The sequence below is a fragment of the Sphingomonas sp. LM7 genome, from assembly GCF_002002925.1.
Lineage (GTDB): Bacteria > Pseudomonadota > Alphaproteobacteria > Sphingomonadales > Sphingomonadaceae > Sphingomonas.
The window spans coordinates 1,203,149-1,226,643 of record NZ_CP019511.1; the positions used below are offsets into that span (position 1 = coordinate 1,203,149).

Sequence of the window (23,495 nt, forward strand, 5' to 3'; positions counted from 1 at the left end):
GTCTTCTTTGGCCCTGCGAGGGAGAAGAAGTACGGGGCTTCGACAGGCTCAGCCCGAACGGGGTTGGGTCGGCGCTCCGAACTGACGGCCGCCTAGTGCGTGCCTATGTCAGTTCGGAGACAGCCAGTTTCAACTTACGCGTCGATCTGACGCTCGCCCTCTGCAGCCTGCTCGGGCTCGGTCACGGCTGCGGGAGCCTCGGGCTCCGCGGCAGGAGCTTCGAACTCCTCGGCAGTAACGACAGGCGCGTCGGCGGCAGGTGCTTCGTCAGCGACCGGCGCGGGAGCGGCAAGCGCTTCCTCGACCGGGGGCTGCTCGGCGGCGCCGAAGTCGAAGCCCTGGTTGCGCTGCTGCTCCTGGCCACCGCGGGTCGCGGCGATCGCCACGGCTTCGCAATAGAGGCGGATGGCGCGGCTGGCGTCGTCATTCGCCGGAACCGGGAAGGCGATGCCGTCCGGGCTAACGTTCGAATCGAGGATCGCGACGACGGGGATGCCGAGCGTGTTGGCTTCCTTGATCGCCAGCTCTTCCTTGTTCGCGTCGATCACGAACATGATGTCGGGAACGCCGCCCATGTCGCGGATGCCGCCGAGCGAGAGCTCGAGCTTGTCCTTCTCGCGGGTGAGCTGGAGCACTTCCTTCTTGGTCAGGCCGTGCGTGTCGCCCGACAGCTGCTCCTCGAGCGTCTTGAGGCGCTTGATCGAGTTGCTGATGGTCTTCCAGTTGGTGAGCATGCCGCCCAGCCAGCGGTGGTTGACGAAATGCTGGTTCGCGCGGCGTGCTGCCTCGGCGATCGGCTCCTGCGCCTGGCGCTTGGTGCCGACGAAGAGGACCTTGCCGCCGGCGGCGACGGTCGAGTTCACGAATTCGAGAGCGCGCGCGAAGAGCGGCACGGTCTGCGAAAGGTCGATGATGTGGACGCCGTTGCGGTCGCCGAAGATGTAGGGCTTCATCTTCGGGTTCCAGCGGTGCGTCTGGTGACCGAAGTGTGCGCCCGATTCGAGCAACTGCTGCATGGAGACGACTGGTGCCGCCATAGGGATAACTCCTTCCGGTTGAGCCTCTGGGAAGCGGGAACCGGGATCCTGTGATCCCCACGCCAAAAATGGCGGGGGCAGGCATTCACGGCACCGGGTTATGATGCTTCCCATGCGGGGTTGAGGCGGCGCGCTTAGCCGAAGCGAAGCGGTCAGGCAAGTAGAACAAATTTGGAACAACCCATTGACCGCGGAACGTTAACGGAACATAAAGAGTTCAGAAGCGGGGCATGGAACGCCTCACGTCGCCAAAGGGTTGGAATCATTGAATTCCCGCCGGTTGTGCGCGGACAGGAGCTGTACGATGACTGGATTTGCGATCGCCCTGCTGTTCGGGTCCGCCTTCGTGGCCGCCGCCTGGACGCTCTATGCCAGCATCCGGCCGCAGCTTCCCCGCTTTGCCGAACTGCTGCTGCCCGCTTCCGCCCTGCCCGCGCTGCCGCCGCGGCTGAGCCGGGTTACGGTACGTGCGGTTCCGGCGCGGCTGCCGACGCGGAAGCAGCTGCGCGCAGCTGCCTGATCCGGCGATAGCTGCGGACGCTGAACGGAATGACCGCCAGATAGGCGATCGCCAGCAGCGCCAGCGTCGGCCAGGGCGCCGAGACCAACGCCGCGACCAGCACCACCAGCACCGCCAGCGCTTCGAAGCGGAACCGCTCCTTGAGGCGAATCGTCGGCGCATAGGTAGCGATGCTCGAGATCATCAGCACGGCGATGAATGCGGTCCAGGGCGCGATCACCGCGGGGCTGCGCAGGAGCTGATTCGCCGTCTCGACCAGCAGCACCGGCGTGAGATCGTGCACCGGCGGGCGCAGCAGCTCGCCGGTCCATAGCCAGAGATAGAGCGGCATCATCGCCAGCAGTGCGCCCGCGGGCGCGGGAACCCCGGTGAGGAAGCCGGCCGATTTGTGCGGCTGATCCTCGCGATCGATATTCGCGTTGAACCGCGCCAGCCGCAGCGCGCAGAACAAGGCGAGCAGCAGCGCGATCAGCCAGCCGAAGCGGCCCAGCTCGTTCAGCGACCAGAGATAGAGGATCAGCGCGGGCGCGACGCCGAACGAAATCGCGTCGGACAGGCTGTCGAGCTCGGCACCGAACCGGCTCTCGGCACGCACCAGCCGGGCGATCTTGCCGTCCAGCCCGTCGAACACCGCCGCCGCCAGCACCATCAGCACCGCGACTTCCCAATTGCCGAGAATCGCGAACCGAATCGCCGTCAGCCCCGAACACAGCGCCAGCGCAGTGACCATATTGGGCAGCACCGCGCGCAGCGGGATGCCGCCTTCGCGGCGCAGCTTGGGAATCCGTCTGCCCGCGCGGGGCGGCCTCATTGGGCTATACCGATCGCGCGCGGCGCTCCCTTGCGCGCAAGGATCGTCTCGCCGGCGATCGCGCGCTGGCCGAGCGCAACTTCGACGCCATAGGCCTCGGGAATGAACACGTCGACGCGGCTGCCGAAGCGAATCAGGCCAACGCGCTGTCCACCGACGACCATGTCGCCTGCCTTGACGAAGCTGACGATGCGCCGCGCGACCAGCCCGGCGATCTGGGTGAAGCCGATCCGCTGGCCGTTCTTGTCCTCGACGATGATGTGCTGGCGCTCATTCTCTTCGCTCGCCTTGTCGAAGTCGGCGTTCATGAACTTTCCGGCGATATAGATGACGTGGCGGATCGTGCCGGTGATCGGAGTGCGATTGATGTGCACGTCGAAGACGCTCATGAACACCGACACGCGCAGCATGCTGCCTTCGCCCAGCGCCTGCGGGCCGGCGAGCTCGGGGGGCAGGTCGACGCGCTCGATCATCGTGATCAGGCCATCGGCGGGCGAGACGATCAGCCCCTCGCCCTGCGGCGTCACGCGCACCGGATCGCGGAAGAACGCCGCGACGCCGAGCGTCAGGAACACTAGGGGCCAGGTGATGAAATCCCAGACGAACAGGCTGACCAGCGCGATCGCGCCGGCGATCAGCACATATTTGCGCCCTTCGGGGTGGATGTCGGGAAAACGCCATTTAACTGTCGATGTACCGACGGGGGGCTTGTCGAGCGATGCCATGTCGCGCGGTGTAGCGTCATGGCCCGCGCTTTCCTAGACGGCGGCGGCGATTATCCGCGCCGTCCCTTTCCGCCGCGCCTCGTACGCAGCAACACGCCTAGTCCGGCATGGCAGTCGCCCTCGCCCCGGGCTAGAAACGCACCCGATGATCGAACGAGTCGCAACCTGTCGCTGCGGGCAATTGCGGGTGGCATGCACCGGCGATCCCATCCGGGTATCGGTCTGCCATTGCCTGGAATGCCAGAAGCGATCCGGCAGCGCGTTCGCCACGCAGGCGCGCTGGCCCGAAGCGCAGGTCGAAGTGATCGGCACGGCCAGCCTATGGTCTCGAGCCGGCGACAGCGGCAGCCTGTCCACCTATCGGTTCTGCCCCGCGTGCGGCGCCACCATGGCCTATGTCAACGAAGCGATGCCGGGCATGATCGCCGTCCCGGTCGGCGCGTTCGCCGATCCGAAATTCCCCTCGCCGCGTTTCTCGGTCTACGAAGAGCGCAAACATGCCTGGGTCGCGGTGCTCGGCGACGATGTCGATCACCAGGAATAGCGCGCTGGCCATTTGAGCGGGAGGAAATCCAGCATGGAACGATATACCGGTGGCTGCCTGTGCGGCAGCGTGCGGTTCGTGGCATCGGGGCGCCCGAACCGGGTCGGCCTTTGCCATTGCCTCGACTGCCGCAAGCATCACGGCGCACTGTTCTACGCCGCCGGCATGTTCCCGCAGGACGCAGTGACCATCGAGGGCGAGACACGCGACTATGCCGGCCGTGGCTTCTGCCCCGCCTGCGGTTCGTCGGTTTTCATGCGCAGCGGCGACGAAATCGAAGTGAACCTGGGATCGCTGGACGCGCCCGACCAGCTGGTACCGACCTATGAATGCTGGACCATCCGCCGCGAATCCTGGTTGCCGCAATTTCCGCTGGCGCGACGATATGAGAAGGACCGCGACGCATCGACCCGCTTCGAGGAATAGACCGCTCGAAAGCCGCTCGTCGCAGATCGGCTTTGCGGCGCGGCGCGGCTGGTGTATCTGCGCCAGCAGCAATTCGAGTTCGGGGGCATGTCGTCCCCGATTAAAGCACCTGTCGCGCTTGAATATTCGTTTGTTTTCGCGGAAGCGCGTGCGCCCCGGTTGCCCACGAAACCTGCAAAGGATCCCAATGCCCGCATCGACCGCCTCCGCCAAGCGCAGCCGTGCCAGTATGCGCGCCGCCGGAGTGTCCTCGCCCTGGGTCATGTTCCTCAAGGGATTCTTCAAGCATCCGGTGATGGTCGGCGCGATCGCGTCCTCGTCGCAGCGGCTGGTGAATCGCATGCTCGACCGAGTCGACTGGGCGAATTGCAAGCTGTTCGTCGAATATGGCCCTGGCGTCGGCACCTTCACGCGCCCGATCCTCAAGCGCCTCGCGCCCGATGCGAAGCTGATCGTGATCGATACCAACCCGGACTTCATCCGCTATCTCAAGCACATGATCGACGATCCGCGCTTCATCGCGGTCAATGATTCGGCGTCCGAGATCAAGCGGATCATCGCCGATCACGGCTTCGACCATGCCGACTTCATCGCGTCCGGCCTGCCCTTCTCGACGCTGCCGACCGGCGTGGGTGACGCGATTGCCCATGCGACGCACGACATCCTTCGCCCCGGCGGCGCCTTCATGGTCTATCAGTACAACCCCAAGGTGCGGAACTTCCTGACGCCCTATTGGGAGCATATCGATCACGAGGTCGAATTGTGGAACCTTCCCCCCGCGCAGCTCTGGTGGGCCTGGAAGAAGTAGCCCGCGCCGCTTGATCCCCCCTCCCCATCGCCCTAGACGCTCGCCAAACCTTCAAAAAGGAAGCTAGCACTATGGCGAAGATCAAGGTTGCAACGCCGGTCGTGGAGATCGACGGCGACGAGATGACGCGGATCATCTGGCAGTGGATCCGCGAGCGCCTGATCCTTCCCTATCTCGACATCGACCTCAAATATTACGATCTCGGCGTCGAGAAGCGCGACGAGACCAACGATCAGATCACGATCGATTCGGCCAACGCGATCAAGCAGTACGGCGTCGGCGTGAAGTGCGCGACGATCACTCCGGACGAGCAGCGCGTCGAGGAATTCGGCCTCAAGGACATGTGGAAGTCGCCCAACGGCACGATCCGCAACATCCTGGGCGGCGTGATCTTCCGTGAGCCGATCGTGATCTCGAACGTACCGCGCCTGATCCCGGGCTGGACCCGTCCGATCGTCGTCGGCCGCCACGCATTCGGCGACCAGTATAAGGCGACTGACTTCAAGGTGCCCGGCAAGGGCAAGCTGACCATGAAGTGGGAAGGCGAGAACGGCGAGACGATCGAAAAGGAAGTGTTCAACTTCCCCGATGCCGGCGTCGCGATGGGCATGTACAACCTCGACGAATCGATCACCGATTTCGCCCGCGCCAGCATGAACTACTCGCTCGGCCGCGGCTGGCCGCTGTACCTCTCGACCAAGAACACGATCCTCAAGGCCTATGACGGGCGCTTCAAGGACATCTTCCAGGCCGTGTTCGACGCCGAGTTCAAGGACCAGTTCAAGGCAGCCGGCATCGTCTACGAGCACCGCCTGATCGACGACATGGTCGCGTCTGCGCTCAAGTGGCACGGCGAATTCGTCTGGGCCTGCAAGAACTATGACGGCGACGTCCAGTCGGATCAGGTCGCACAGGGCTTCGGCTCGCTCGGCCTGATGACCTCCGTGCTGATGTCGCCGGACGGCAAGACGATCGAGGCCGAGGCCGCGCACGGCACCGTCACCCGCCACTATCGCCAGCACCAGCAGGGCAAGGCGACGTCGACCAACCCGATCGCGTCGATCTTCGCCTGGACCGGCGGCCTGAAGTATCGCGGCAAGTTCGACGAGACCCCCGATGTGGTGCGTTTCGCTGAGACGCTCGAAAAGGTTTGCATCAAGACCGTCGAGAGCGGCGCGATGACCAAGGACCTCGCGCTGCTGATCGGGCCGGAACAGGCCTGGATGACCACCGAGCAGTTCTTCGAGGCGATCCGCGTCAATCTCGAGAACGAAATGGGCAGCTGGCAGTAAGCCACGATCCACAAGACCGAAAAGGGGCGGTTTCTAGCCGCCCCTTTTTTTGCGCCTGCTTTGCGCGGCATCGAAAACCGCATCGGTCAACCGCATTCGCACCCTGCCGCGGCCACGCTGCGATCGCCGCGGGTTGCAATGCAAAGATATACATGCTGGCATATCCGACATGATTTGCCATGCCGCCAGCGCACCCTTCGACTACTTGTTTCACGAAATAAAATTGCGAGTTGCGCGCGGCATCCGCCGACTGAGTCACTCTAGCGCGCCGATCAGCTGATGCTCAGCCTTCAGAACAGCGGTTTCAGCGACGCACTCGTCATTCTGGGTGCCGCCGGGCTGGTCATCCCGGCCTTCGCACGTTTCCGGATCAGTCCGGTGATCGGGTTCATTCTGGTGGGCGCTCTCGTCGGCCCCGCCGGGCTCGGCACCCTGGTCGGCCAGAATCCCTGGCTCTATTATTTCACCATCTCGGACTCGCATTCGATCGAGCCGTTCGCCGAATTCGGCATCATCCTGCTGCTGTTCTCGATCGGCCTCGAACTGTCGTTCAAGCGGCTTTGGGCGATGCGCAGGCTGGTCTTCGGCGTGGGTGCGGCCGAGCTGGCCGGTGCCGGGCTGATCCTCGCGGCGGCGCTGTACCTCACCGGACTGAGCACCGGCGGGGCGATCGGTCTCGGGCTGGCGCTGGCGCTGTCCTCGACGGCGCTCGTCGTTCCGATCGCGGGGACGACCAGCGCGGTTGGCCGCGCCGCCTTCGCGATGTTGCTGTTCGAAGACCTCGCGCTCGTCCCGATCATCTTCATGCTCGGCGCGCTTTCCCCGGTTCCCGGTGTCGCCGGGGGAGCCGGGCTGCTGCTCACGCTGGGCATGGGCGTGCTTACCGTCGCGATCCTGTTCGTCGGCGGACGGCTATTGCTGCCGCGGATGTTCGGGCAGGCCGCGCGCACCAAGAGCCCCGAGCTCTTCCTCGCCGCCAGCCTGCTGGTAGTGATCGCCGCCAGCCTCGCGACCACTGCGGCCGGGCTGTCGCCCATCGTCGGCGCGCTGATCGCGGGCCTGCTGATCGCCGAGACCGAATATCACGGCGAAGTCGAAGCGATCACTGCGCCGTTCAAGGGCCTCGCGCTCGGCGTGTTCCTGATCACCGTCGGCATGCGGCTCGACCTCGGCTTCGTGCTCGACAATTGGGCGCCCTTGCTCGGCGCCACGATCGTGGTGATGGTGGTCAAGGTTGCGGTCACCACCGGCCTGCTCAAGCTCTCGGGCGCGCGCACCGGCACCGCGACAGAGACCGGCGTGCTGATGGCCAGCCCGTCGGAGACGACGCTCATCGTCCTCGGCGTCGCCGGCGCGGCCGGGCTGATCTCGGGCACCACTGCGACCTTCTGGACCACCGTCACTGCGATCGGCCTGACCGCCACGCCGCTGCTCGCCAAGGGCGGCCAGCTGGTCGCACGGCTGATCGAGCAGCAGGAGAAGAACGACGACGCCCCCGCCGCGGTCGATGCCGCGGGCCCGGGCACGATCGTGATAGGTTTCGGCCGCGTCGGGCGGCTCGTCGCCGACATGCTGCGGCGGCACAATGTCCCGTATCTCGGCGTCGATGCCGACATCGACAACGTCAACGCGGCGCGCAAGGACGGCTATGTCGTGCTGTTCGGCGACGTGACCCGCACCGAGCTGGTCGATCAGCTCAAGCTAGGCCATGCCAAGGCGCTGGTGCTCACCATGGACGATCCGGTGCTCACGGTCCGGCTGACCAAGCGCGTCCGCGGCTGGGTACCCGATCTGCCGATCATCGCCCGCGCGCGCGATACCGATCACGCCGCCGAGCTCTACAAGGCCGGCGCTACCGACGCCGTGCCCGAGACGCTCGAAAGCTCGCTCCAGCTCTCCGAAGCGGTGCTGGTCGATGTCGGCATCGCCGTCGGCCCGGTGATCGCATCGATCCACGAGAAGCGCGACGAGATGCGCAAGGCGATCAAGCAGGCGTCGGACATCGATCGCGAGCCCCGGCTGCGGCTGCGGCGGACGCGGCCGAGCGAAGTGGCCGGATAGACCGCTCGACTGCTTCGGGGTTGCGGGGTTGCGCGCAAGGGCGCATCCCTGCGCGCCAGTTTAGGAGCCTTTCCCGATGATCGCTGCCCTGTTGCTCGCCGGCCTGCTGACGGGACAATCTACACCTACCCTAACCAACGCCCCCGCCCTGACCGCCGATCCACTCGCGCCGGCGCGCGCGGGCAAGCTGCGCTGCATCGCGCCCAATCCGGCCCGGCTCACTTGCCAAACGATCATCCGTTACAAGATCAACAGCGACAAAAGCTTCGACGCCGTGGTGAGCGGGCTTGTCGGCGGCGATCGAACACTGCTGCTGCGCTACGACACCTTCGGCAATGTCGAGCAGGGTGGCGTCTGCGTGACGATGCGCGTCGGCGACTTCCAGAACGGTATGTTGCTGAGCAGTGGCAAACGGCTGTCGCCCAATGCCGAGCGAGCGATGCGGCTGCAAATACTCAATACGGTGCAGCCGATGCAGGGCAAGAAGCGTTGTTATCTCGACCGCACCGAGGCCGGCGTAATCCGCGCAGTAGTCACTATCGACGGCGTCGTCCGCCCCGAACTCGCGCAGACCATTGCCTGGGTATCGCCGAGCGAAGGCTATGCGGTCGGTCGCTGAGCTGAACCTGTGAGGGAGTCCAGTCGATGATCGAAGGATTGTTCCTGATGCTGGCGAGCGTCGCGCCACAGACCCCCGCGGATCCGCTTGCCGCGGCCAAGGCCGGCAAGATCCAGTGCACCAATCCCAATGTCGAGAAAAAGACCTGTGTGAGCCTGACCCGGTACAAGGTGAAGCGCGACGGCAGCTTCGAATCGACGGGGACGGTGCTGATCTCGCCGCAGCCGGTGACCACGATGGAGATCCGATCGGCCGGCACGGTCAAGGACGGCGCGCTTTGTTCGCCGATCCGCACCGCGGATTTCGAGACGGCGACCTATCGGACTGACGGGAAGCCGGTGGATGCCGCGACCGCCGCGGCGATCCGCCCGCAGATCGTGGGCACAATCGCCCCGATGGCGAACAAGACGGGCTGCATGCGCGAAGTACGCGACGGCGCGCTGCTCAGGATGGAAGTCTCGATCGACGGCGTCGCCCGGCCCGAAATGACTCAAAAGGCACTGTGGGTGAAGCCGGAGGACGGGTACACCGTCGCCCCCTGAGCGTCACGCGGTCTCGCGGGCTCCGGCGAGCGCACCCTTGACTGCCTCGATCGCCTCGGCGCCCTTCGATCCGTCCGGACCGCCACCCTGCGCCATGTCGGGCCGGCCGCCGCCGCCCTGCCCGCCGAGCACCGCCACCGCTGCCTTGACCAGGTCGACTGCGCTCACGCCAAGCCCATCGCTGACGCCGACGGCGACCGACGCGCGGCCTTCATTGACTGCGACCAGCGCGACCACGCCGCCACCGATCCGTACCTTGGCCTCATCCACAGCGCCGCGCAGTGCCTTGGGATCGAGGCCCTCGAGCACCTGTCCGACGAAGTTGATGCCGTTCACTTGTTCCGGCCCCGCCGGTGCCGCCGCAGCGCCGCCGCCGAGCGCGAGCGCCTTCTTGGCCTCGGCGAGCTCGCGCTCGAGCCGGCGCCGTTCCTCGACCAGAGCAGCAACGCGCGCGGGCACTTCGTCCGGCGACGATTTGAGCGCCGCAGCGGCTTCCTTGAGCCGATCGTCGCGCGCATTGAGCCACTGGCGCGCGCCTTCACCGGTCAATGCCTCGATGCGGCGAATGCCCGAGGAAACAGCACTCTCCGAGACGATCTTGAAGATCGCGATGTCGCCGGTGGCGTTGACATGGGTGCCGCCGCACAGCTCGACCGAATAATGCTGCTCGTCGCCGCGGCCCATCGAGAGCACGCGGACCTCGTCGCCATATTTCTCGCCGAACAGCGCCATGGCGCCCGCGGCGATCGCGTCCTCGGGCGTCATCAGTCGGGTGCCGACGCTCTCGTTATGGCGGATCTGCGCGTTCACATCGGTTTCGATCTGGGCAATGTCCTGCGGCGTCAGCGCCGAGGGGTGCGAGAAATCGAAACGCAGCCGATCAGGTGCGACGAGGCTGCCCTTCTGGCTGACATGCCCGCCCAGGTGCTTGCGCAGCGCCGCATGGAGCAAATGGGTGGCGCTGTGGTTGGCGCGGATCGCATCGCGGCGCTCGGCATCGACCGAGAGCTTGACGGTGTCGCCTACGGCGAGCTCGCCGTTCTCGATCCTGGCATGATGCGCGTGCAGGCGGCCAAGCGGCTTCGAAGTATCCTCGACCCTTGCGGTCATCTTGTCGTTCGAAATGCTGCCGGCGTCGCCCATCTGCCCGCCCGATTCGCCGTAGAACGGCGTCTGGTTGGTGAGGATGGTGACGCTGTCGCCGGCGCCTGCCGTATCGACACGCTTGCCGTCCTTGACCAGCGCGACGACCTGGCCCTCGCCCTCAGTGCCGACATAGCCGGTGAATTCGGTGCCGCCGAGCTCGTCAGCAATGTCGTACCAGACTTCGTCCGACGCCTTGTCGCCCGAGCCCTTCCACGCGGCACGTGCGGCGCGCTTCTGCTCGGCCATCGCAGTGTCGAAGCCGGCGCGGTCGACCTGGATGCCGTTGGCACGCAGCGCGTCCTCGGTCAGGTCATAAGGGAAGCCAAAGGTGTCATAGAGCTTGAACGCCGTCGCGCCGGGCAAGGTATCGCCTTCCGTCAGCCCGTGCGTCGCGTCGTCGAGCAAGCGCAAGCCATTGGCGAGCGTCTGGCGGAAACGGGTCTCTTCCTGCAGCAGCGTCGCCTTGATCAGCGGCTGCGCGCGGACGAGTTCGGGATAGGCAGCGCCCATCTCGGCAACCAGCGAGGGCACCATGCGGTGCATCAGCGGATCCTTGGCACCCAGCAGATGCGCGTGACGCATCGCGCGGCGCATGATCCGGCGCAGCACATAACCGCGGCCTTCGTTCGCCGGCAGCACGCCGTCGGCCACGAGGAAGCCCGAAGAGCGCAGGTGATCGGCGATCACGCGGTGGCTCGCCTGGTTGTCGCCGGTGGTGATGGCGCCGGTCAGTGCGCCCGATTCGGCGATCAGCGCCTTGAACGTGTCTGTATCGTAATTGTCGTGGACGCCTTGGAGCACCGCGGCGAGACGCTCGAGCCCCATGCCGGTATCGATGCTGGGCTTGGGCAATTCGCTGACGATCTCGTCATTTTCCTGCAGATACTGCATGAACACGAGGTTCCAGATCTCGACGAAGCGGTCGCCATCTTCCTCGGGCGATCCCGGCGGGCCGCCATAGATATGGTCGCCATGATCGTAGAAGATTTCCGAGCACGGCCCGCAAGGACCATCCGAACCCATCGCCCAGAAATTGTCCTTGGTGGCGATGCGGATGATCCGGCTCTCGGGCAGCCCGGCGATCTTTTTCCACAGGTCGAACGCCTGATCGTCGGTGTGATAGACCGTGACGGTCAGCTTGTCGGCCGGGATACCCCAGGTCTCGGTCAGCAGCGTCCACGCATGCGTGATCGCCTGTTCCTTGAAGTAGTCGCCGAACGAGAAATTGCCGAGCATTTCGAAGAAGGTATGGTGGCGCGCGGTATAGCCGACATTGTCGAGATCATTGTGCTTGCCGCCGGCGCGAACGCACTTCTGGCTGCTCGTCGCGGTCGAATAGGGACGCGTTTCGAGGCCGGTGAACACGTTCTTGAACGGCACCATCCCCGCATTCACGAACATCAGTGTCGGATCATTATGCGGCACCAGCGGTGCGCTGGGCACGCGGGCGTGACCCTGGCTCTCGAAATAGTCGAGGAACGAACGGCGGATGTCGTTGGTGGAAGTCATATCGGCGACTTAGTTGCGGTCCGCACTTTCCTCAAGCGAAACACTTCGATCAGGGGGATTGGCGGCAGGACTGTGGCGCGGGTGCAATTCCTGGCCAAGGTCTCAACTCGAAGAACCTCGGCTCGGTGCGCTGCCTGGCGATGCGGACGGTCGTCGGGCGGGGCGGCGCGCCCTGCAATGTAGGATTCGCCTGCTTGCCTCTCACCGCGGGCGCGCACCACCGGCTGCTCTTTCACTAGACAGGAAATATAGGACCCCGCTCGGCGCAAGAATGCTACTCAATGCGCGCGTCTCTTGGAAACTGGGACAAATATGCCGTCGCAGGAACACGCAGACAGTGTGACCTTCGTGTACCCTTTGCCGGGACGACTCGGCGCCGTGTAGGGCCGCGCGTCACCCCATCGGCTGGTCGATCGACTTGGGCGGCTCACTGAACCATTTCGGCCCGGCCTCGGTCATGTGGAAGCAATCCTCCAGCCGCACCCCGAAGCTGCCGGGAATGTAGATGCCGGGTTCGCTCGAGAAGCACATGCCTGACGCGAGCGGGGTCCTCTCGCCGCGCACCAGATTGACCGGCTCGTGACCGTCCATGCCGATGCCGTGGCCGGTGCGGTGCGACAGGCCAGGCAGCTTGTAGTCGGGGCCGTAGCCGAGCGAAGTGTAATAGCCCCGGACCGCGTCATCCACCGCGCCGGCGGGCGTGCCGAGCCTTGCCGCCTCGAACGCGACTTGCTGGCCGTGCGCGACCACCTCCCAAACCTTGCGCTGCTCGGCGCTTGCCCTGCCGAAGACGAAGCTGCGCGAGACGTCGGACTGATAGCCCTGTACGGTGCAGCCGCAATCCATCAGCACGACTTCACCGGGTGTCACGCGTTGCTGCTTGCGCGTGCCGTGCGGATAGGCGGCGGCCCCGCCAAGCAGGATGAGATTGAACTCGACTGCGCCGCCCAGCTTGCGCGTCGCAGCCGTCATCAACGCTGCGATGTCGCCGTTGCTCATGCCCTCTCGAATCCGCGGATAGGTCCAGCGATAGGCGGCGATCGTCACGTCGGTGGCGAGTTGCATCAGCGCCAGCTCGGGCGAGGTCTTGATCATCCGGCACCCCCGCACGACGGGGTTCGCCGATACGATTCTGGTGGTGGGCAGCGCCTTCTGCAACCCATCGACGATGAAGTAGCGGCTGGTCTCCTCGATCCCTACCGGCTTCTCCGCGAGCCGGCGGTCCTTGAGAAAACCGATGACCACCTTGAGCGGGTCCTCGTCCTCCTGCCAGACGCGGACTTCGGCGGCGATGCCCAGAGACTCGCGAACCGAAGGCTCCTCGAAGAACGGCGTGACGATGCACGGCTCGCCTTCGACCGGGATCACCACGCAGGTCAGCCGCTCGCTGCGGCTCCAGCGCACCCCGGTGAAGTAGATCAGCGACGAACCCGGCTCGATCAGCACGGCGCCGATGCCGCTCGCCTTCATCAGTGCCTGGGCTCGGGCGATACGCGCCTTGCGCTCCTCGGGGCCGATCGGCTGCGCGCCCGTGGTAATGTCGCGGAGGTCCGAAACGTCGGGGTCGGCGGCGTGAAGGATGCCGGGCAGGCCGAGCAGCGGCAGCGCGCCGGCCGCGGCGATCAGGACACGGCGGTTGAAGGTCGGCGCAGTCACGGGCATCATGCTCTCCGGAAAAGATCGGACGCCCGCGATAGAGCGCTTGATCGCCGGGCTTCAATCCCCTCCGCTAGGGTTTCTGCAAGCGAATGGGGAACTCGCATGCGCCATATTGCCGTGACACCGCTGATCCTGCTCCTTGGCGCAACCGCGCCGGCGGCGCCCTCGCCCGCGCCCGAGATCTTCGCGCGCTGGTGCAGCGACCTAGTGGACAGCAACGACAAGACCGCAATCCTTCCCGGCTACGGCCCCGGCGGTTTCGCGATCCAAACCAGGAGCGCCGAGGCGCAGACGTTCTTCACTAACGGCATGCAGCTCGGTCACGCCTTCGCGCACAAGTCGGCGATCGCGGCCTTCAAGGAGGCGCGGCGGCTCGATCCGGATTGCGCGATGTGCGCCTGGGGCGAGGCTTGGGCCGCGGGGCCGACGCTCAATTACGGCGTCGGCCCGGACGAGAGGAAGAGGCTCGCCGAGATCGCCGCCGCTGCCGAGAAACTGTCGGTCGGGGCTCCGGAAAAGGAGCGCCAGCTGATCGCGGCGATGCAGTTGCGCTACACCGACGACGCCAAACAGGGCAACCAGGCCTTTGCCGATGCGATCGTCAAGATGGCCGCGGCGAATCCGGGCGACGATGCGCTGAGCGTGGTCGCTGCGGACGCGCTGATGATCGCGTCGGACTATAAGCCGGAAAAGATGGCCAGCCCCGTCGCGCTGCTGGAAGGCGTGCTCAAGCGCTCACCCGATTACGCTCCGGCGATCCACTTCTACATCCATGCCACCGAGCTCGCCGGCTATCCCAAGCGCGCCGAGCCTTTCGCCGACAAGCTCCCGACGATCGCGCCGGCGGCAAGCCATCTCGTCCACATGCCTTCGCACACCTATTACGGGGTGGGCCGCTACGCCGACGCGGCGACGGCGAACGTCCGCGCCGTCGAGCTCGGCATGGACAATGCTCGGCGGCTCAAGCTGGCCGAGCCCGACGGCGTCTGGACGCTCGCCTATCACGCGCACAACGTCCATTTCGGGATCGGCGGCGCATTGATGTCGGGCGATGCCGAAGCGGGGCTGAAGCTTGCCCGGCCAATGGTCGCAATGGCGGGACGTAGCGGCACGCTGCCGATGTTCCGCCAGGCAGTGCTCGGCAACGGCTTCGTCGCGATTGCGCGGTTCGCGCCGCCGGGCGAAATGCTTGGCATCGCCGATCCGGGCAAGTCCAATCCGGTCGCGCAGGCGCTGTGGCACTATGCCCGCGGCGAGGCCTTTGCCCGGCTCGACGATGCCAAGGCGGTGCGGCGTGAGGCGCATGCGATGGCCAAGCGCGTAGAGAAGGATCGCAGCGACGGCATGATCCCGGCGGCCTTCGCGGTCGGGCGCAACGTGCTCGAGGGCCGCGCGGCGATGCTGGAGGGCAAGAACCGCCGCGCCGTCGCGTTCTTCGCCAGGGCCGCGGCGATCGAGGAGGCCAAGCCGCTCTCCGAATCGGCCGACCCACCGCTGTGGTGGTATCCGGTACGCCGCGACGTGGCGGCGGCTCTGCTTGCCGAAGGTGATGTCTGGGGGGCGCTGGCGGCGGTCGATGCTTCGCTCAAGCGCCGCCCGCTCGATCCGGTGGCGCTGGCGATCCGCGCACATGTCGAGGCGAAGCTAGGCGATGCGGCGGCAGCACGGCGAGACCGCAAGACTGCGATCGCCGGCTGGCGCGGCAAGCGCGACATCACCGGCTGAGCGCACGGGGGTTGACCCGGCCGCGACAATCCCCTTCCCTGCCGCGAAATTTGCTGGGGGTTTTTTGTGGGTAAGCGACTGACGTGGTTCATTCTGGCCGGGCTGCTGCTGGGTGGCCTGATCGGCTGGGGGCTCAATGTCGCCTATGACGACGGCACCCCCGCCGCCGCCCAGCGACTGAAGGACATCAGCTACTGGTTCGACATCCCGACTCAGATGTTCCTTCATCTGATCAAGATGATCATCGCCCCGCTGGTGGTCTCGACGCTGGTCGTCGGCATCGCGCACATGGGCGGGACCGGCGCGATCGGCCGGGTCGGCCTCAAGGCATTTCTGTGGTTCGTCACCGCCAGCCTGATCTCTCTGACTCTCGGGCTGCTGCTCGTCAATCTGCTCCAGCCCGGCGTGGGACTGAACCTGCCGCTGCCGGATGCTGCGGCATCGAGCGGTGTCGACCGCGCAGGCTTCGACGCCGCTAAATTCTTCATCCACATCGTGCCGACTTCGGCGATCGATGCGATGGCGACCAACGACATCCTTCAGCTCGTGATCTTCTCGCTGTTCTTCGGCGTTGGCATGGCCGCAGTGGGCGAGAAGGCCGCGCCGCTGCTCAAGGGGCTAGAGGCGCTGGTCTCGGTGATGCTGACCGTCACGGGCTATGTCATGCTGTTCGCTCCGGTGGCGGTGTTCTGCGCAGTGGCGCGGACGCTGGCGACGCGCGGGCTTGGCGTGGTCGGTGATCTCGCCTATTTCATGGTCACCTTCTATGTCGGCCTGTTCGTGCTGTGGGCAGTGCTGCTCGGCGCGTGCTTCCTGTTCGTCGGCCCGCGCACCGGCACGCTGCTGCGCTATCTGCGCGATCCGATCCTGCTCGGCTTCTCGACTGCATCGTCCGAGGCCGCCTATCCGCGGACACTCGAGGCGCTCGACCGGTTCGGGGTGCCGCCGCGCATCGCCAGCTTCGTGCTGCCGCTCGGCTATTCGTTCAACCTAGACGGATCGATGATGTACATGACGTTCGCGTCGATCTTTATCGCCCAGGCCTATGGCATTCCGCTCGACTGGGGTACGATGATCGTCATGCTCCTGATGCTGATGATCACGAGCAAGGGCATCGCCGGCGTGCCGCGTGCCAGCCTGGTGGTAATCACCGGCACGCTCAGCCACTTCAACATCCCCGAGGCCGGCATCCTGCTGATCCTCGCGGTCGATCATTTCCTGGACATGGGACGCACGGCGACCAACGTGATCGGCAACGCCGTGGCGGCGACGGTGGTGGCGCGCTGGGAGGGCCAGCTCGATCCGCCCGAGGCGGCCGAGCCCGAGGTCAAGCCACTGCCGGCGGCCGGTGCGCCCGACCTCGACAGCTTCGAGGAATATGGCGAGGGCCAGCCGCGGCCGTGACACGTTGGCAGATCTTCCCCGCCGCTGGATCGCTTGCATTTGCGGCGATTGGCCTTTGGCCGGCTTGGGCCACAGGCCAGGCGGTGAAATGGGTCAGCCTGGGGACTACGCGCGACGGCGCCACTTTTTATGATCCGGCCGGCGCCGTCCGGAACGGAAAACGCGTTCAGGTTTCCATTCGCGCAGTACCCGAAAGCGACACGCCCATTTCCTTCATCGCGCGCGTGGAGCTTGATTGCGAACAGCCCAGCCTTGCACTGATTTCGGGCCAGCAATTCGGCGCGGACAATGAAGTGGTCCGATCCCGAACCGTGCCTGCGAACCAGATCGAGCGCGACCCACTCTTCGAAGGTTCAGAGCATGCGCAACTCTATCGCCTAATTTGTCCCAAGGGGCCGCCGCTACACAAGTTTAAAGGACCTCCCATCGTGGTTGTTCCCGGCGAAGAGTGATCAGGCATAGGCATAGGGACCGCCGGCCGTGAGCGCTGCCTGATATGCGGGTCGGGCATGGATCTTCTGGAGCCATGCGGCGAGATGGGGGCGGCCTTCGGTGGCGCCGGCCCGGAGCACCGCGGCTTCGAGCGGAAAGCTCATCATCACGTCGGCGGCGGTAAAGTCCTTGCCGGCGAACCACGGGCGCGCCGCGAGTTCGGCCTCGACATAATCGAGGTGGACATCGACCATCGGCTGAAATTTTTTCTGCGCGACCTTGCCGAGCAGCGGCACCCGGCTGAGCACCAGCTTGGTGAACAAGGGCGGCATCAGCGAGCCCTCGGCATAATGGAGAAAATGGCGATAGCGCAGCGCGTCGTCGCGGTGCGCGGGCGCGCCGAGCCGGCCATCGGCCTTCTCGACCAGATATTCGACGATCGCGCCGGTCTCCGCGACCACCGTGCCCTCGTCGTCGATCACCGGCGACTTGCCGAGCGGATGGATCCGGCGCAGTTCGGGCGGGGCGAGCATCGTCGCTTTGTTCCGCTCATAGCGTTTGATCGTGTGGGGAAGCGCAAGCTCTTCGAGCAGCCAGATAACGCGCTGCGAGCGCGAATTCTCGAGATGGTGGACGGTGATCATGTTGGATTTGCTTCCCTCAATTTCACGGTTTTCACGGTAAATCGGCAATCAAGTTGCGCCCGAACGCAACAAACGGAAAGACCCGGCGCAGGGCAATGCGCCGGGTCTTCCGATGGGAGATGCTCCCGTGACCGCCGCCTGACACGGATCATGCCGGCGCGGCCTAACTTGACACGAAGTCGACACTATCGCGCATGCGCTCAGATGTCGTCGTCGGGCTCGGGGCCGGCCATCAGCCCCTCGGCGACCTGATCGGTCCGCGCGCGGATCGCAGCTTCAAGCCGGTTGCAGAGCTCGGGATTTTCCTTGAGGAAAGTCTTCGAATTCTCACGACCCTGGCCGATGCGGATGCTGTCATAGCTGAACCATGCGCCTGACTTTTCGACGATGCCCGCCTTGACGCCGAGATCGAGGATCTCGCCGATCTTGGAGATGCCCTGGCCATACATGATGTCGAACTCGACTTGCTTGAACGGCGGTGCGACCTTGTTCTTGACCACCTTGACGCGCGTCGCGTTGCCAATGATCTCGTCGCGGTCCTTGATCTGGCCAGTACGGCGGATGTCGAGGCGCACCGAGGCGTAGAACTTCAGCGCATTGCCGCCGGTGGTGGTCTCCGGATTGCCGTACATCACGCCGATTTTCATGCGCAGCTGGTTGATGAAGATCACCATGCAGCGCGAGCGGCTGATCGAGCCGGTGAGCTTGCGCAGCGACTGCGACATCAAGCGAGCCTGCAGGCCGACATGGCTGTCGCCCATCTCGCCTTCGATTTCCGCGCGGGGAACCAGCGCGGCGACCGAATCGACCACCAGCACGTCGATCGCGTTCGAGCGGACGAGCGTGTCGACGATCTCGAGCGCCTGCTCGCCGGTATCGGGCTGCGAGACGATCAGCTCGTCGATATTGACCCCGAGCTTCTTGGCATAGACCGGATCGAGCGCATGCTCGGCATCGACGAACGCGGCGGTGCCACCGCCCCGCTGTGCCTCTGCGATGACGTGGAGCGCGAGCGTGGTCTTGCCCGAGCTTTCGGGGCCATAGACTTCGATGACGCGGCCGCGCGGCAGTCCGCCGACGCCGAGCGCGATGTCGAGACCGAGCGAACCGGTCGAGATCGTCTCGACCTGCATCGTCTCCTTCGAACCTAGGCGCATTGCGCTGCCCTTGCCGAAAGCGCGGTCGATCTGTGCGAGGGCGGCTTCGAGCGCCTTCTGCTTGTCCGTGGATACTGCCATGTTGCCGTCGATCACCTTGAGTGAAGCTGCCATTTCGTATCCCCGTCGCTAGAGGGTTTGACCCCGCCGTTCAACTTGTGTTGTGACGCTTGTATCGCGTTTGTTCCTAAAGAACAAGAGGGGAACTTCGCATTCCCGTCGGCACCTTGGCCTGAGGTCCGGGCGTCCGCCGGGATGACTGCATTTAGAGGAGCCGGCTTTCCACGATCCACCAGCCCGGCAGCGCGATCCGGGTGGCAGCGCTCCGGCACGCCTCGGCATCCTCGAACAGCGCGAAGCACGTGGCGCCCGAGCCGGACATGCGGGCCAGCGTGACGCCAGGCTGCGCCGCCAGCGCCGCGAGGACTTCGCCGATCACGGGGGCGATGCCGCGCGCGGGGGCTTCGAGATCGTTGCGGGCTGTCAGCGGATCGGCGCCGAGCGGCCCGCGGTCGATGCCGTCCCAGCGGCGGAACACCGCCGCAGTGGAGACGGCAACGCCGGGATTGATGAGCAGCACTGGCGTATCCGGCATTCCCGCAACCGGCTGGAGCTGCTCGCCCCTGCCCTTGCCCAGCGCAGTCTTGCCGAGCAGGCAGGCGGGCACGTCCGAGCCGAGACCGTCGGCGATGGCGAACAGGCGGGAATCATCCAATGCGACATCGTGGAGTCGGGCGAGCGCGCGGAGCGTGGCGGCGGCGTCGGCAGAGCCACCACCGATGCCCGAGGCTACGGGCAGGTGCTTCTCCAGCTCAATCGCATGGGCGCCACCGCCGAAAGTTTCGGCAAAGCGCGTCGCAGCGCGCGTGACGAGGTTATTGCCCTCCCCGGCCAGCGCCGCGGCGAAGGGGCCGGTGAGGCGGAAGTCCGGTGCATCGGCCGGCGTAACGCGGAGCACGTCGCCATAATCGACGAACGCGAACAGCGTTTCGAGCTCATGATAGCCGTCGGGGCGGCGGGCGCGGACGTGGAGCGCCAGGTTGAGCTTGGCGCGGGCGATTTCGGTGACCATCAATTGGGCTGCGGCTTTAATCCGTTGGCGAGCTTGGCTTCGAGCCGGGCGGGCGCGTCGTTTTCGGCGGTGAGCGCCGCCGCGCGCCACGCGTAGCGCGCTTCGTAATGCCGGCCGAGCCGCCAATAGGCATCGCCAAGGTGCTCGTTGGCGCGCGCCGCGGCGGGATCGCCCTGCACCGCCTGTTCGAGCAGCGGCAGCGCCTTGGCGACATCGCCGCGTTGATAATAGGCCCAGGCGAGCGAATCGGCGATCTCGGCATCGTCGGGCTTGAGCGTGCTGGCGCGTTCGAGCAGCGCCTGCGCCTCGGCGATGTTCTCTCCGCGGGCGACCTGAGCATAGCCGAGATATTTGAGCGCGGGCGCCTGATCCGGGCCCAGCGCTACTGCGCGCTGCAGGGCGGGCAGTGCTTCGTCCCAACGCCCGGCATGATCGAGCGCCCTGCCCCGCAGATAGTGGAGCAGCCAGCTGCTGTCGCCGCCGTCCCGCGCGATCGCCGCGGCATAGGCATTGGCGGCGAGATCGAAGCTGCCCTGATCTACGAGCATGTCGCCCCAGGTCTCGCTATCGGCGCTGGTCGCCTGACTGTCACGAGCCAGCTTCTCGGCGAGCAGCAGCGCCTCGGCCATGCGGTCCGCGCGGCGGAGCGCGGCAACGCGTCCGGCCGCGGCACCGCGCGCGAAGGCGCTGTCCTGGCGGATCTCGGCCAGCGTGGCGAGCGCGAGATCGTCCGACCCGCCGTGCGACAGCGCCTCGGCGAGGAACAGGCGGGCGCGATCGTCCTGTGGATCGAGCAGCAAGGCGGCGCGGGTGAGCAGTACCGAAAGCTGCGCCATATCCTCGTCGGCGATCTCGACGGCGAGTTCGAGGAACATCCGCGACGCACCGAACAGCGCGTCGGGCTTGTCACGCTTGCCGAGCTGCTTGCGCAGACGTTCGAATTCGGGCCGGTCGCCGGCGAGCAGGCGCCGCGCCTGCTCGCGCGCGCCGGTTTCGCCGAGCAGAATGGCGGCATCTATCCGCGCATCGTCGCGATCGTCCGAGGCGAGTTCCGCGGCAAGCGCAGCCATTGCTTCATTGGTGCGCTTCGTCGCGATGAGCAGCAGGATACGGTGCTGCCGCGTGTAGCGGCGGGCAAGCGCGTCGCCGGGCGCGGCATCGAGCACCGCAACCGCGTCCTCGCCGCGATCGAAGGCGAGCCATGCCTGGAGCGCGGGGACGAGGAAATCGAACGGTCCCTTGGCGATCAGATCGGCCGCGCGACCGGCGCCGGCACGGTCGCCGCTGCGCAGCGCCACCGCGAGGGCAAGCAGCGCGGTATCGGGCGGCGCCACGCCGGCCTTGACCAATGCAGCCCCGGCGCGGCTGGCAAGGACATAGTCGCCGGCAGCGAGCGCCTGGCGATAGGCACGCAGCGCGACGACTTCGTCCTCGGGCGCCGCACGCAAGGCCGCGGCATAGCCCGCAGAGGCGAGATGCGCCGCGCCGGCCGCATCGGCGGCGCGGGCACGGACATAGGCTGTGGGATCGGGGACGGCCGGAGCCTGGGCGTGCGCGAGTGGCGCCCAGGCGAGCAGTGTCGCTACGCCAAGGCTACATGTTCGGATAATTGGGGCCGCCGCCGCCTTCGGGAACCACCCAGTTGATGTTCTGGGTCGGGTCCTTGATGTCGCAGGTTTTGCAGTGGACGCAATTCTGCGCGTTGATCTGGAACCGCAGATCATCGCCTTCTCCAACGACCTCGTATACACCCGCCGGACAGTAACGCTGCGCCGGCTCGGCGTATACCGGGAGATTGTAGCCGATCGGGATATCGGGGTCCTTGAGGGTCAGATGGACCGGCTGGTCCTCCTCGTGATTGGTGTTCGAGATGAACACCGAGGAGAGACGGTCGAAGGTGAGAACGCCGTCGGGCTTGGGATATTCGATCGGCGTGGCTGCGCTGGCATGCAGCAGGCTCTCGTGATCGGGGTGGTGCTTCATCGTGAACGGCCAGCGCAGGCCGATCAGTTCCATCCACATCGCCGCGCCGGCAAAGAGCGTGCCCCAGGTGTCGCCGAACTTCTTGACGAGCGGGGCTACGTTGCGGACGCCGCGCAGTTCCTTCTCGACCCAGCTGGTCTTGTACGCCTCCGGGTACGCGGCGAGTTCGTCGCTGGTGCGGCCGGCCTGGACCGCGGCGAAGGCGGCCTCAGCGGCCATCATCCCCGACTTCATCGAGGTGTGGGTGCCCTTGATCCGGGGCACGTTGAGGAATCCAGCGCTGTCGCCGATGATCGCCGCGCCGGGCATCACCAGCTTGGGGACCGCCTGCCAGCCGCCGTCGCTGATCGCTCGGGCGCCATAGGAGACGCGCTTGGCGCCTTTCAGGATCCTGGCGATTTCTGGATGGGTTTTCCAGCGCTGCATCTCGTGGAAGGGCGACAGATAGGGGTTCTTGTAGTTGAGCCAGACGACGAAACCCAAGGCGACCTGCCCGTCGGCCTGATGATAGAGGAAGCCGCCGCCATTGGATTCGCCTTCCTTGAGCGGCCAGCCCTGGGTGTGGATCACCTTGCCCGGAACGTGCTTCGCGGGGTCGATATCCCACAATTCCTTGATGCCGATGCCGTAGATTTGCGGCTGGGCATCGCCGCACAGATCAAACTGACGCTGGAGCTGCTTGGTGAGGTGGCCGCGGACGCCTTCGCCGAAGAAGGTGTATTTGGCGTGGAGCTCAAGGCCGGGCTGATAATCGGGCTTGTGGGTGCCGTCGCGGCCGACGCCCATGTCGCCGGTGGCAACGCCCTTCACGCTGCCGTCGTCATTGTAGAGGATCTCGGCGGCGGCGAAGCCGGGGAAGATCTCGACGCCGAGCTCCTCGGCCTTGCCCGCGAGCCAGCGGCAGAGATTGCCGAGCGATCCGGTATAGGTGCCCTTGTTGTGGAGATAGGGCGGCGTGAGGAATTCGGGGAAGCTCGACTTGCCCTTTTCGCTGAGGATCCAGTGGTGGTTCTCGGTCACCGGGGTGCGGGCGAGCGGGCAATCCTGGTCACGCCAATCGGGCAGCAGTTCGTTGAGCGCACGCGGATCGACTACTGCGCCCGAAAGGATATGCGCGCCGACTTCGGAGCCCTTTTCGAGAATGCACACCGAAAGCTCGCTTCCGGCTTCGGCCGCAAGCTGCTTGAGCCGGATCGCCGCGGCGAGGCCTGACGGGCCCGCGCCGACGATCACGACGTCATAGGGCATCGACTCTCGTTCACTCATCCTCTTAATCCTTGGCCGAATCTGTCCTAAGGACGCCACGCCGCGCCTGTCGTCGCGTGTGCGGGGCGTCCTGTCCTCTCCGGGATGGAGGCAGATTGACCGCGCCGTCAACT

Annotated in this window: 21 protein-coding genes; 11 read left to right on the plus strand and 10 right to left on the minus strand. The window is 65.7% G+C overall.

All coding sequences use genetic code 11. The features are described 5' to 3' along the window. Window positions 1-134: 134 nt before the first annotated feature. Window positions 135-1,037: a 30S ribosomal protein S2 gene (gene rpsB / locus BXU08_RS05615; protein WP_077509190.1), complete on the minus strand. Its 903-nt coding sequence runs from the start codon at window positions 1,035-1,037 to the stop codon at window positions 135-137. Between the two features lie 304 nt (window positions 1,038-1,341). On the opposite strand from rpsB, the gene BXU08_RS05620 reads away from it, so the two are divergent. After that, window positions 1,342-1,557 carry a hypothetical protein gene (locus BXU08_RS05620; RefSeq protein WP_077509191.1) on the plus strand — a complete coding sequence of 72 codons (216 nt, stop codon included), beginning with the start codon at window positions 1,342-1,344 and terminating at the stop codon, window positions 1,555-1,557. Here the strand turns inward: BXU08_RS05620 and pssA are convergent. Both pssA and BXU08_RS05630 read right to left on the minus strand, forming a co-directional pair. Then, the gene (gene pssA, locus BXU08_RS05625; RefSeq protein ID WP_077509192.1) at window positions 1,496-2,368 is read right to left on the minus strand and encodes a CDP-diacylglycerol--serine O-phosphatidyltransferase; all 873 of its coding nucleotides are present in this window, start codon (window positions 2,366-2,368) and stop codon (window positions 1,496-1,498) included. The two genes, BXU08_RS05620 and pssA, sit on opposite strands and share 62 nt — an antisense overlap. Next, window positions 2,365-3,093 carry a phosphatidylserine decarboxylase gene (locus BXU08_RS05630; RefSeq protein WP_077509193.1) on the minus strand — a complete coding sequence of 243 codons (729 nt, stop codon included), beginning with the start codon at window positions 3,091-3,093 and terminating at the stop codon, window positions 2,365-2,367. The genes pssA and BXU08_RS05630 overlap by 4 nt, the downstream gene beginning before the upstream one ends. Window positions 3,094-3,238: 145 nt before the next feature. On the opposite strand from BXU08_RS05630, the gene BXU08_RS05635 reads away from it, so the two are divergent. From BXU08_RS05635 to BXU08_RS05665, 7 genes are all read left to right on the plus strand, one after another. Further along, window positions 3,239-3,637, plus strand: coding sequence for a GFA family protein (locus BXU08_RS05635; protein WP_077509194.1), 399 nt, complete (start codon window positions 3,239-3,241; stop codon window positions 3,635-3,637). A gap of 33 nt (window positions 3,638-3,670) precedes the next feature. Then, window positions 3,671-4,063 carry a GFA family protein gene (locus BXU08_RS05640; protein ID WP_077509195.1) on the plus strand — a complete coding sequence of 131 codons (393 nt, stop codon included), beginning with the start codon at window positions 3,671-3,673 and terminating at the stop codon, window positions 4,061-4,063. 187 nt (window positions 4,064-4,250) lie between these two features. After that, window positions 4,251-4,871 (plus strand): class I SAM-dependent methyltransferase, encoded by a 621-nt coding sequence (locus BXU08_RS05645; RefSeq protein ID WP_077509196.1) that lies wholly within the window; start codon window positions 4,251-4,253, stop codon window positions 4,869-4,871. A 71-nt stretch (window positions 4,872-4,942) separates the two neighbouring features. Then, window positions 4,943-6,163 (plus strand): NADP-dependent isocitrate dehydrogenase, encoded by a 1,221-nt coding sequence (locus BXU08_RS05650; RefSeq protein ID WP_077509197.1) that lies wholly within the window; start codon window positions 4,943-4,945, stop codon window positions 6,161-6,163. A 279-nt stretch (window positions 6,164-6,442) separates the two neighbouring features. After that, window positions 6,443-8,224, plus strand: a complete 1,782-nt coding sequence (locus tag BXU08_RS05655) for a cation:proton antiporter (RefSeq protein WP_077509198.1) — start codon at window positions 6,443-6,445, stop codon at window positions 8,222-8,224. Between the two features lie 76 nt (window positions 8,225-8,300). Further along, entirely contained in the window at window positions 8,301-8,843 is a 543-nt protein-coding gene (locus BXU08_RS05660) for a hypothetical protein (RefSeq protein ID WP_077509199.1), read from the plus strand. A 26-nt stretch (window positions 8,844-8,869) separates the two neighbouring features. Further along, window positions 8,870-9,385 carry a hypothetical protein gene (locus BXU08_RS05665; RefSeq protein WP_077509200.1) on the plus strand — a complete coding sequence of 172 codons (516 nt, stop codon included), beginning with the start codon at window positions 8,870-8,872 and terminating at the stop codon, window positions 9,383-9,385. A 3-nt stretch (window positions 9,386-9,388) separates the two neighbouring features. On the opposite strand, the gene alaS is transcribed toward BXU08_RS05665, so the two are convergent. Both alaS and BXU08_RS05675 read right to left on the minus strand, forming a co-directional pair. Next, complete coding sequence (gene alaS / locus BXU08_RS05670) at window positions 9,389-12,040, minus strand: alanine--tRNA ligase (RefSeq protein ID WP_077509201.1); 2,652 nt, start codon at window positions 12,038-12,040, stop codon at window positions 9,389-9,391. A 393-nt stretch (window positions 12,041-12,433) separates the two neighbouring features. Next, window positions 12,434-13,702 (minus strand): Xaa-Pro peptidase family protein, encoded by a 1,269-nt coding sequence (locus BXU08_RS05675; protein WP_077512045.1) that lies wholly within the window; start codon window positions 13,700-13,702, stop codon window positions 12,434-12,436. A 99-nt stretch (window positions 13,703-13,801) separates the two neighbouring features. Between BXU08_RS05675 and BXU08_RS05680 the strand changes: the two genes are divergently transcribed. From BXU08_RS05680 to BXU08_RS05690, 3 genes are all read left to right on the plus strand, one after another. After that, window positions 13,802-15,424, plus strand: coding sequence for a hypothetical protein (locus BXU08_RS05680; protein WP_077509202.1), 1,623 nt, complete (start codon window positions 13,802-13,804; stop codon window positions 15,422-15,424). Window positions 15,425-15,490: 66 nt separating this feature from the next. Next, a complete protein-coding gene (locus BXU08_RS05685) occupies window positions 15,491-16,828 on the plus strand; it encodes a dicarboxylate/amino acid:cation symporter (RefSeq protein ID WP_077509203.1) in 1,338 nt (445 codons plus the stop codon). Further along, window positions 16,825-17,280, plus strand: a complete 456-nt coding sequence (locus tag BXU08_RS05690) for a hypothetical protein (RefSeq protein WP_171982434.1) — start codon at window positions 16,825-16,827, stop codon at window positions 17,278-17,280. The genes BXU08_RS05685 and BXU08_RS05690 overlap by 4 nt, the downstream gene beginning before the upstream one ends. On the opposite strand, the gene BXU08_RS05695 is transcribed toward BXU08_RS05690, so the two are convergent. The 5 genes from BXU08_RS05695 to BXU08_RS05715 form a co-directional block, all read right to left on the minus strand. Beyond that, complete coding sequence (locus BXU08_RS05695) at window positions 17,281-17,904, minus strand: glutathione S-transferase family protein (protein ID WP_077509205.1); 624 nt, start codon at window positions 17,902-17,904, stop codon at window positions 17,281-17,283. Window positions 17,905-18,104: 200 nt separating this feature from the next. Further along, the gene (gene recA / locus BXU08_RS05700; RefSeq protein ID WP_077509206.1) at window positions 18,105-19,175 is read right to left on the minus strand and encodes a recombinase RecA; all 1,071 of its coding nucleotides are present in this window, start codon (window positions 19,173-19,175) and stop codon (window positions 18,105-18,107) included. Between the two features lie 151 nt (window positions 19,176-19,326). Next, window positions 19,327-20,133: a 4-(cytidine 5'-diphospho)-2-C-methyl-D-erythritol kinase gene (locus tag BXU08_RS05705; protein WP_077509207.1), complete on the minus strand. Its 807-nt coding sequence runs from the start codon at window positions 20,131-20,133 to the stop codon at window positions 19,327-19,329. After that, window positions 20,133-21,581 carry a tetratricopeptide repeat protein gene (locus BXU08_RS05710; protein WP_150125425.1) on the minus strand — a complete coding sequence of 483 codons (1,449 nt, stop codon included), beginning with the start codon at window positions 21,579-21,581 and terminating at the stop codon, window positions 20,133-20,135. Before BXU08_RS05710 ends, BXU08_RS05705 begins: the two co-directional genes overlap by 1 nt. Before the next feature lie 145 nt (window positions 21,582-21,726). Beyond that, window positions 21,727-23,382 carry an electron transfer flavoprotein-ubiquinone oxidoreductase gene (locus BXU08_RS05715; protein ID WP_077509208.1) on the minus strand — a complete coding sequence of 552 codons (1,656 nt, stop codon included), beginning with the start codon at window positions 23,380-23,382 and terminating at the stop codon, window positions 21,727-21,729. Between the last annotated feature and the right edge of the window lie 113 nt (window positions 23,383-23,495).

Coding starts and splice junctions, on each gene's coding strand:
- rpsB (WP_077509190.1), bottom strand. CDS start 1,037: ATGGCGGCACCAGTCGTCTCCATGCAGCAGTTGCTCGAATCGGGCGCA.
- BXU08_RS05620 (WP_077509191.1), top strand. CDS start 1,342: ATGACTGGATTTGCGATCGCCCTGCTGTTCGGGTCCGCCTTCGTGGCC.
- pssA (WP_077509192.1), bottom strand. CDS start 2,368: ATGAGGCCGCCCCGCGCGGGCAGACGGATTCCCAAGCTGCGCCGCGAA.
- BXU08_RS05630 (WP_077509193.1), bottom strand. CDS start 3,093: ATGGCATCGCTCGACAAGCCCCCCGTCGGTACATCGACAGTTAAATGG.
- BXU08_RS05635 (WP_077509194.1), top strand. CDS start 3,239: ATGATCGAACGAGTCGCAACCTGTCGCTGCGGGCAATTGCGGGTGGCA.
- BXU08_RS05640 (WP_077509195.1), top strand. CDS start 3,671: ATGGAACGATATACCGGTGGCTGCCTGTGCGGCAGCGTGCGGTTCGTG.
- BXU08_RS05645 (WP_077509196.1), top strand. CDS start 4,251: ATGCCCGCATCGACCGCCTCCGCCAAGCGCAGCCGTGCCAGTATGCGC.
- BXU08_RS05650 (WP_077509197.1), top strand. CDS start 4,943: ATGGCGAAGATCAAGGTTGCAACGCCGGTCGTGGAGATCGACGGCGAC.
- BXU08_RS05655 (WP_077509198.1), top strand. CDS start 6,443: ATGCTCAGCCTTCAGAACAGCGGTTTCAGCGACGCACTCGTCATTCTG.
- BXU08_RS05660 (WP_077509199.1), top strand. CDS start 8,301: ATGATCGCTGCCCTGTTGCTCGCCGGCCTGCTGACGGGACAATCTACA.
- BXU08_RS05665 (WP_077509200.1), top strand. CDS start 8,870: ATGATCGAAGGATTGTTCCTGATGCTGGCGAGCGTCGCGCCACAGACC.
- alaS (WP_077509201.1), bottom strand. CDS start 12,040: ATGACTTCCACCAACGACATCCGCCGTTCGTTCCTCGACTATTTCGAG.
- BXU08_RS05675 (WP_077512045.1), bottom strand. CDS start 13,702: ATGCCCGTGACTGCGCCGACCTTCAACCGCCGTGTCCTGATCGCCGCG.
- BXU08_RS05680 (WP_077509202.1), top strand. CDS start 13,802: ATGCGCCATATTGCCGTGACACCGCTGATCCTGCTCCTTGGCGCAACC.
- BXU08_RS05695 (WP_077509205.1), bottom strand. CDS start 17,904: ATGATCACCGTCCACCATCTCGAGAATTCGCGCTCGCAGCGCGTTATC.
- recA (WP_077509206.1), bottom strand. CDS start 19,175: ATGGCAGCTTCACTCAAGGTGATCGACGGCAACATGGCAGTATCCACG.
- BXU08_RS05705 (WP_077509207.1), bottom strand. CDS start 20,133: ATGGTCACCGAAATCGCCCGCGCCAAGCTCAACCTGGCGCTCCACGTC.
- BXU08_RS05715 (WP_077509208.1), bottom strand. CDS start 23,382: ATGAGTGAACGAGAGTCGATGCCCTATGACGTCGTGATCGTCGGCGCG.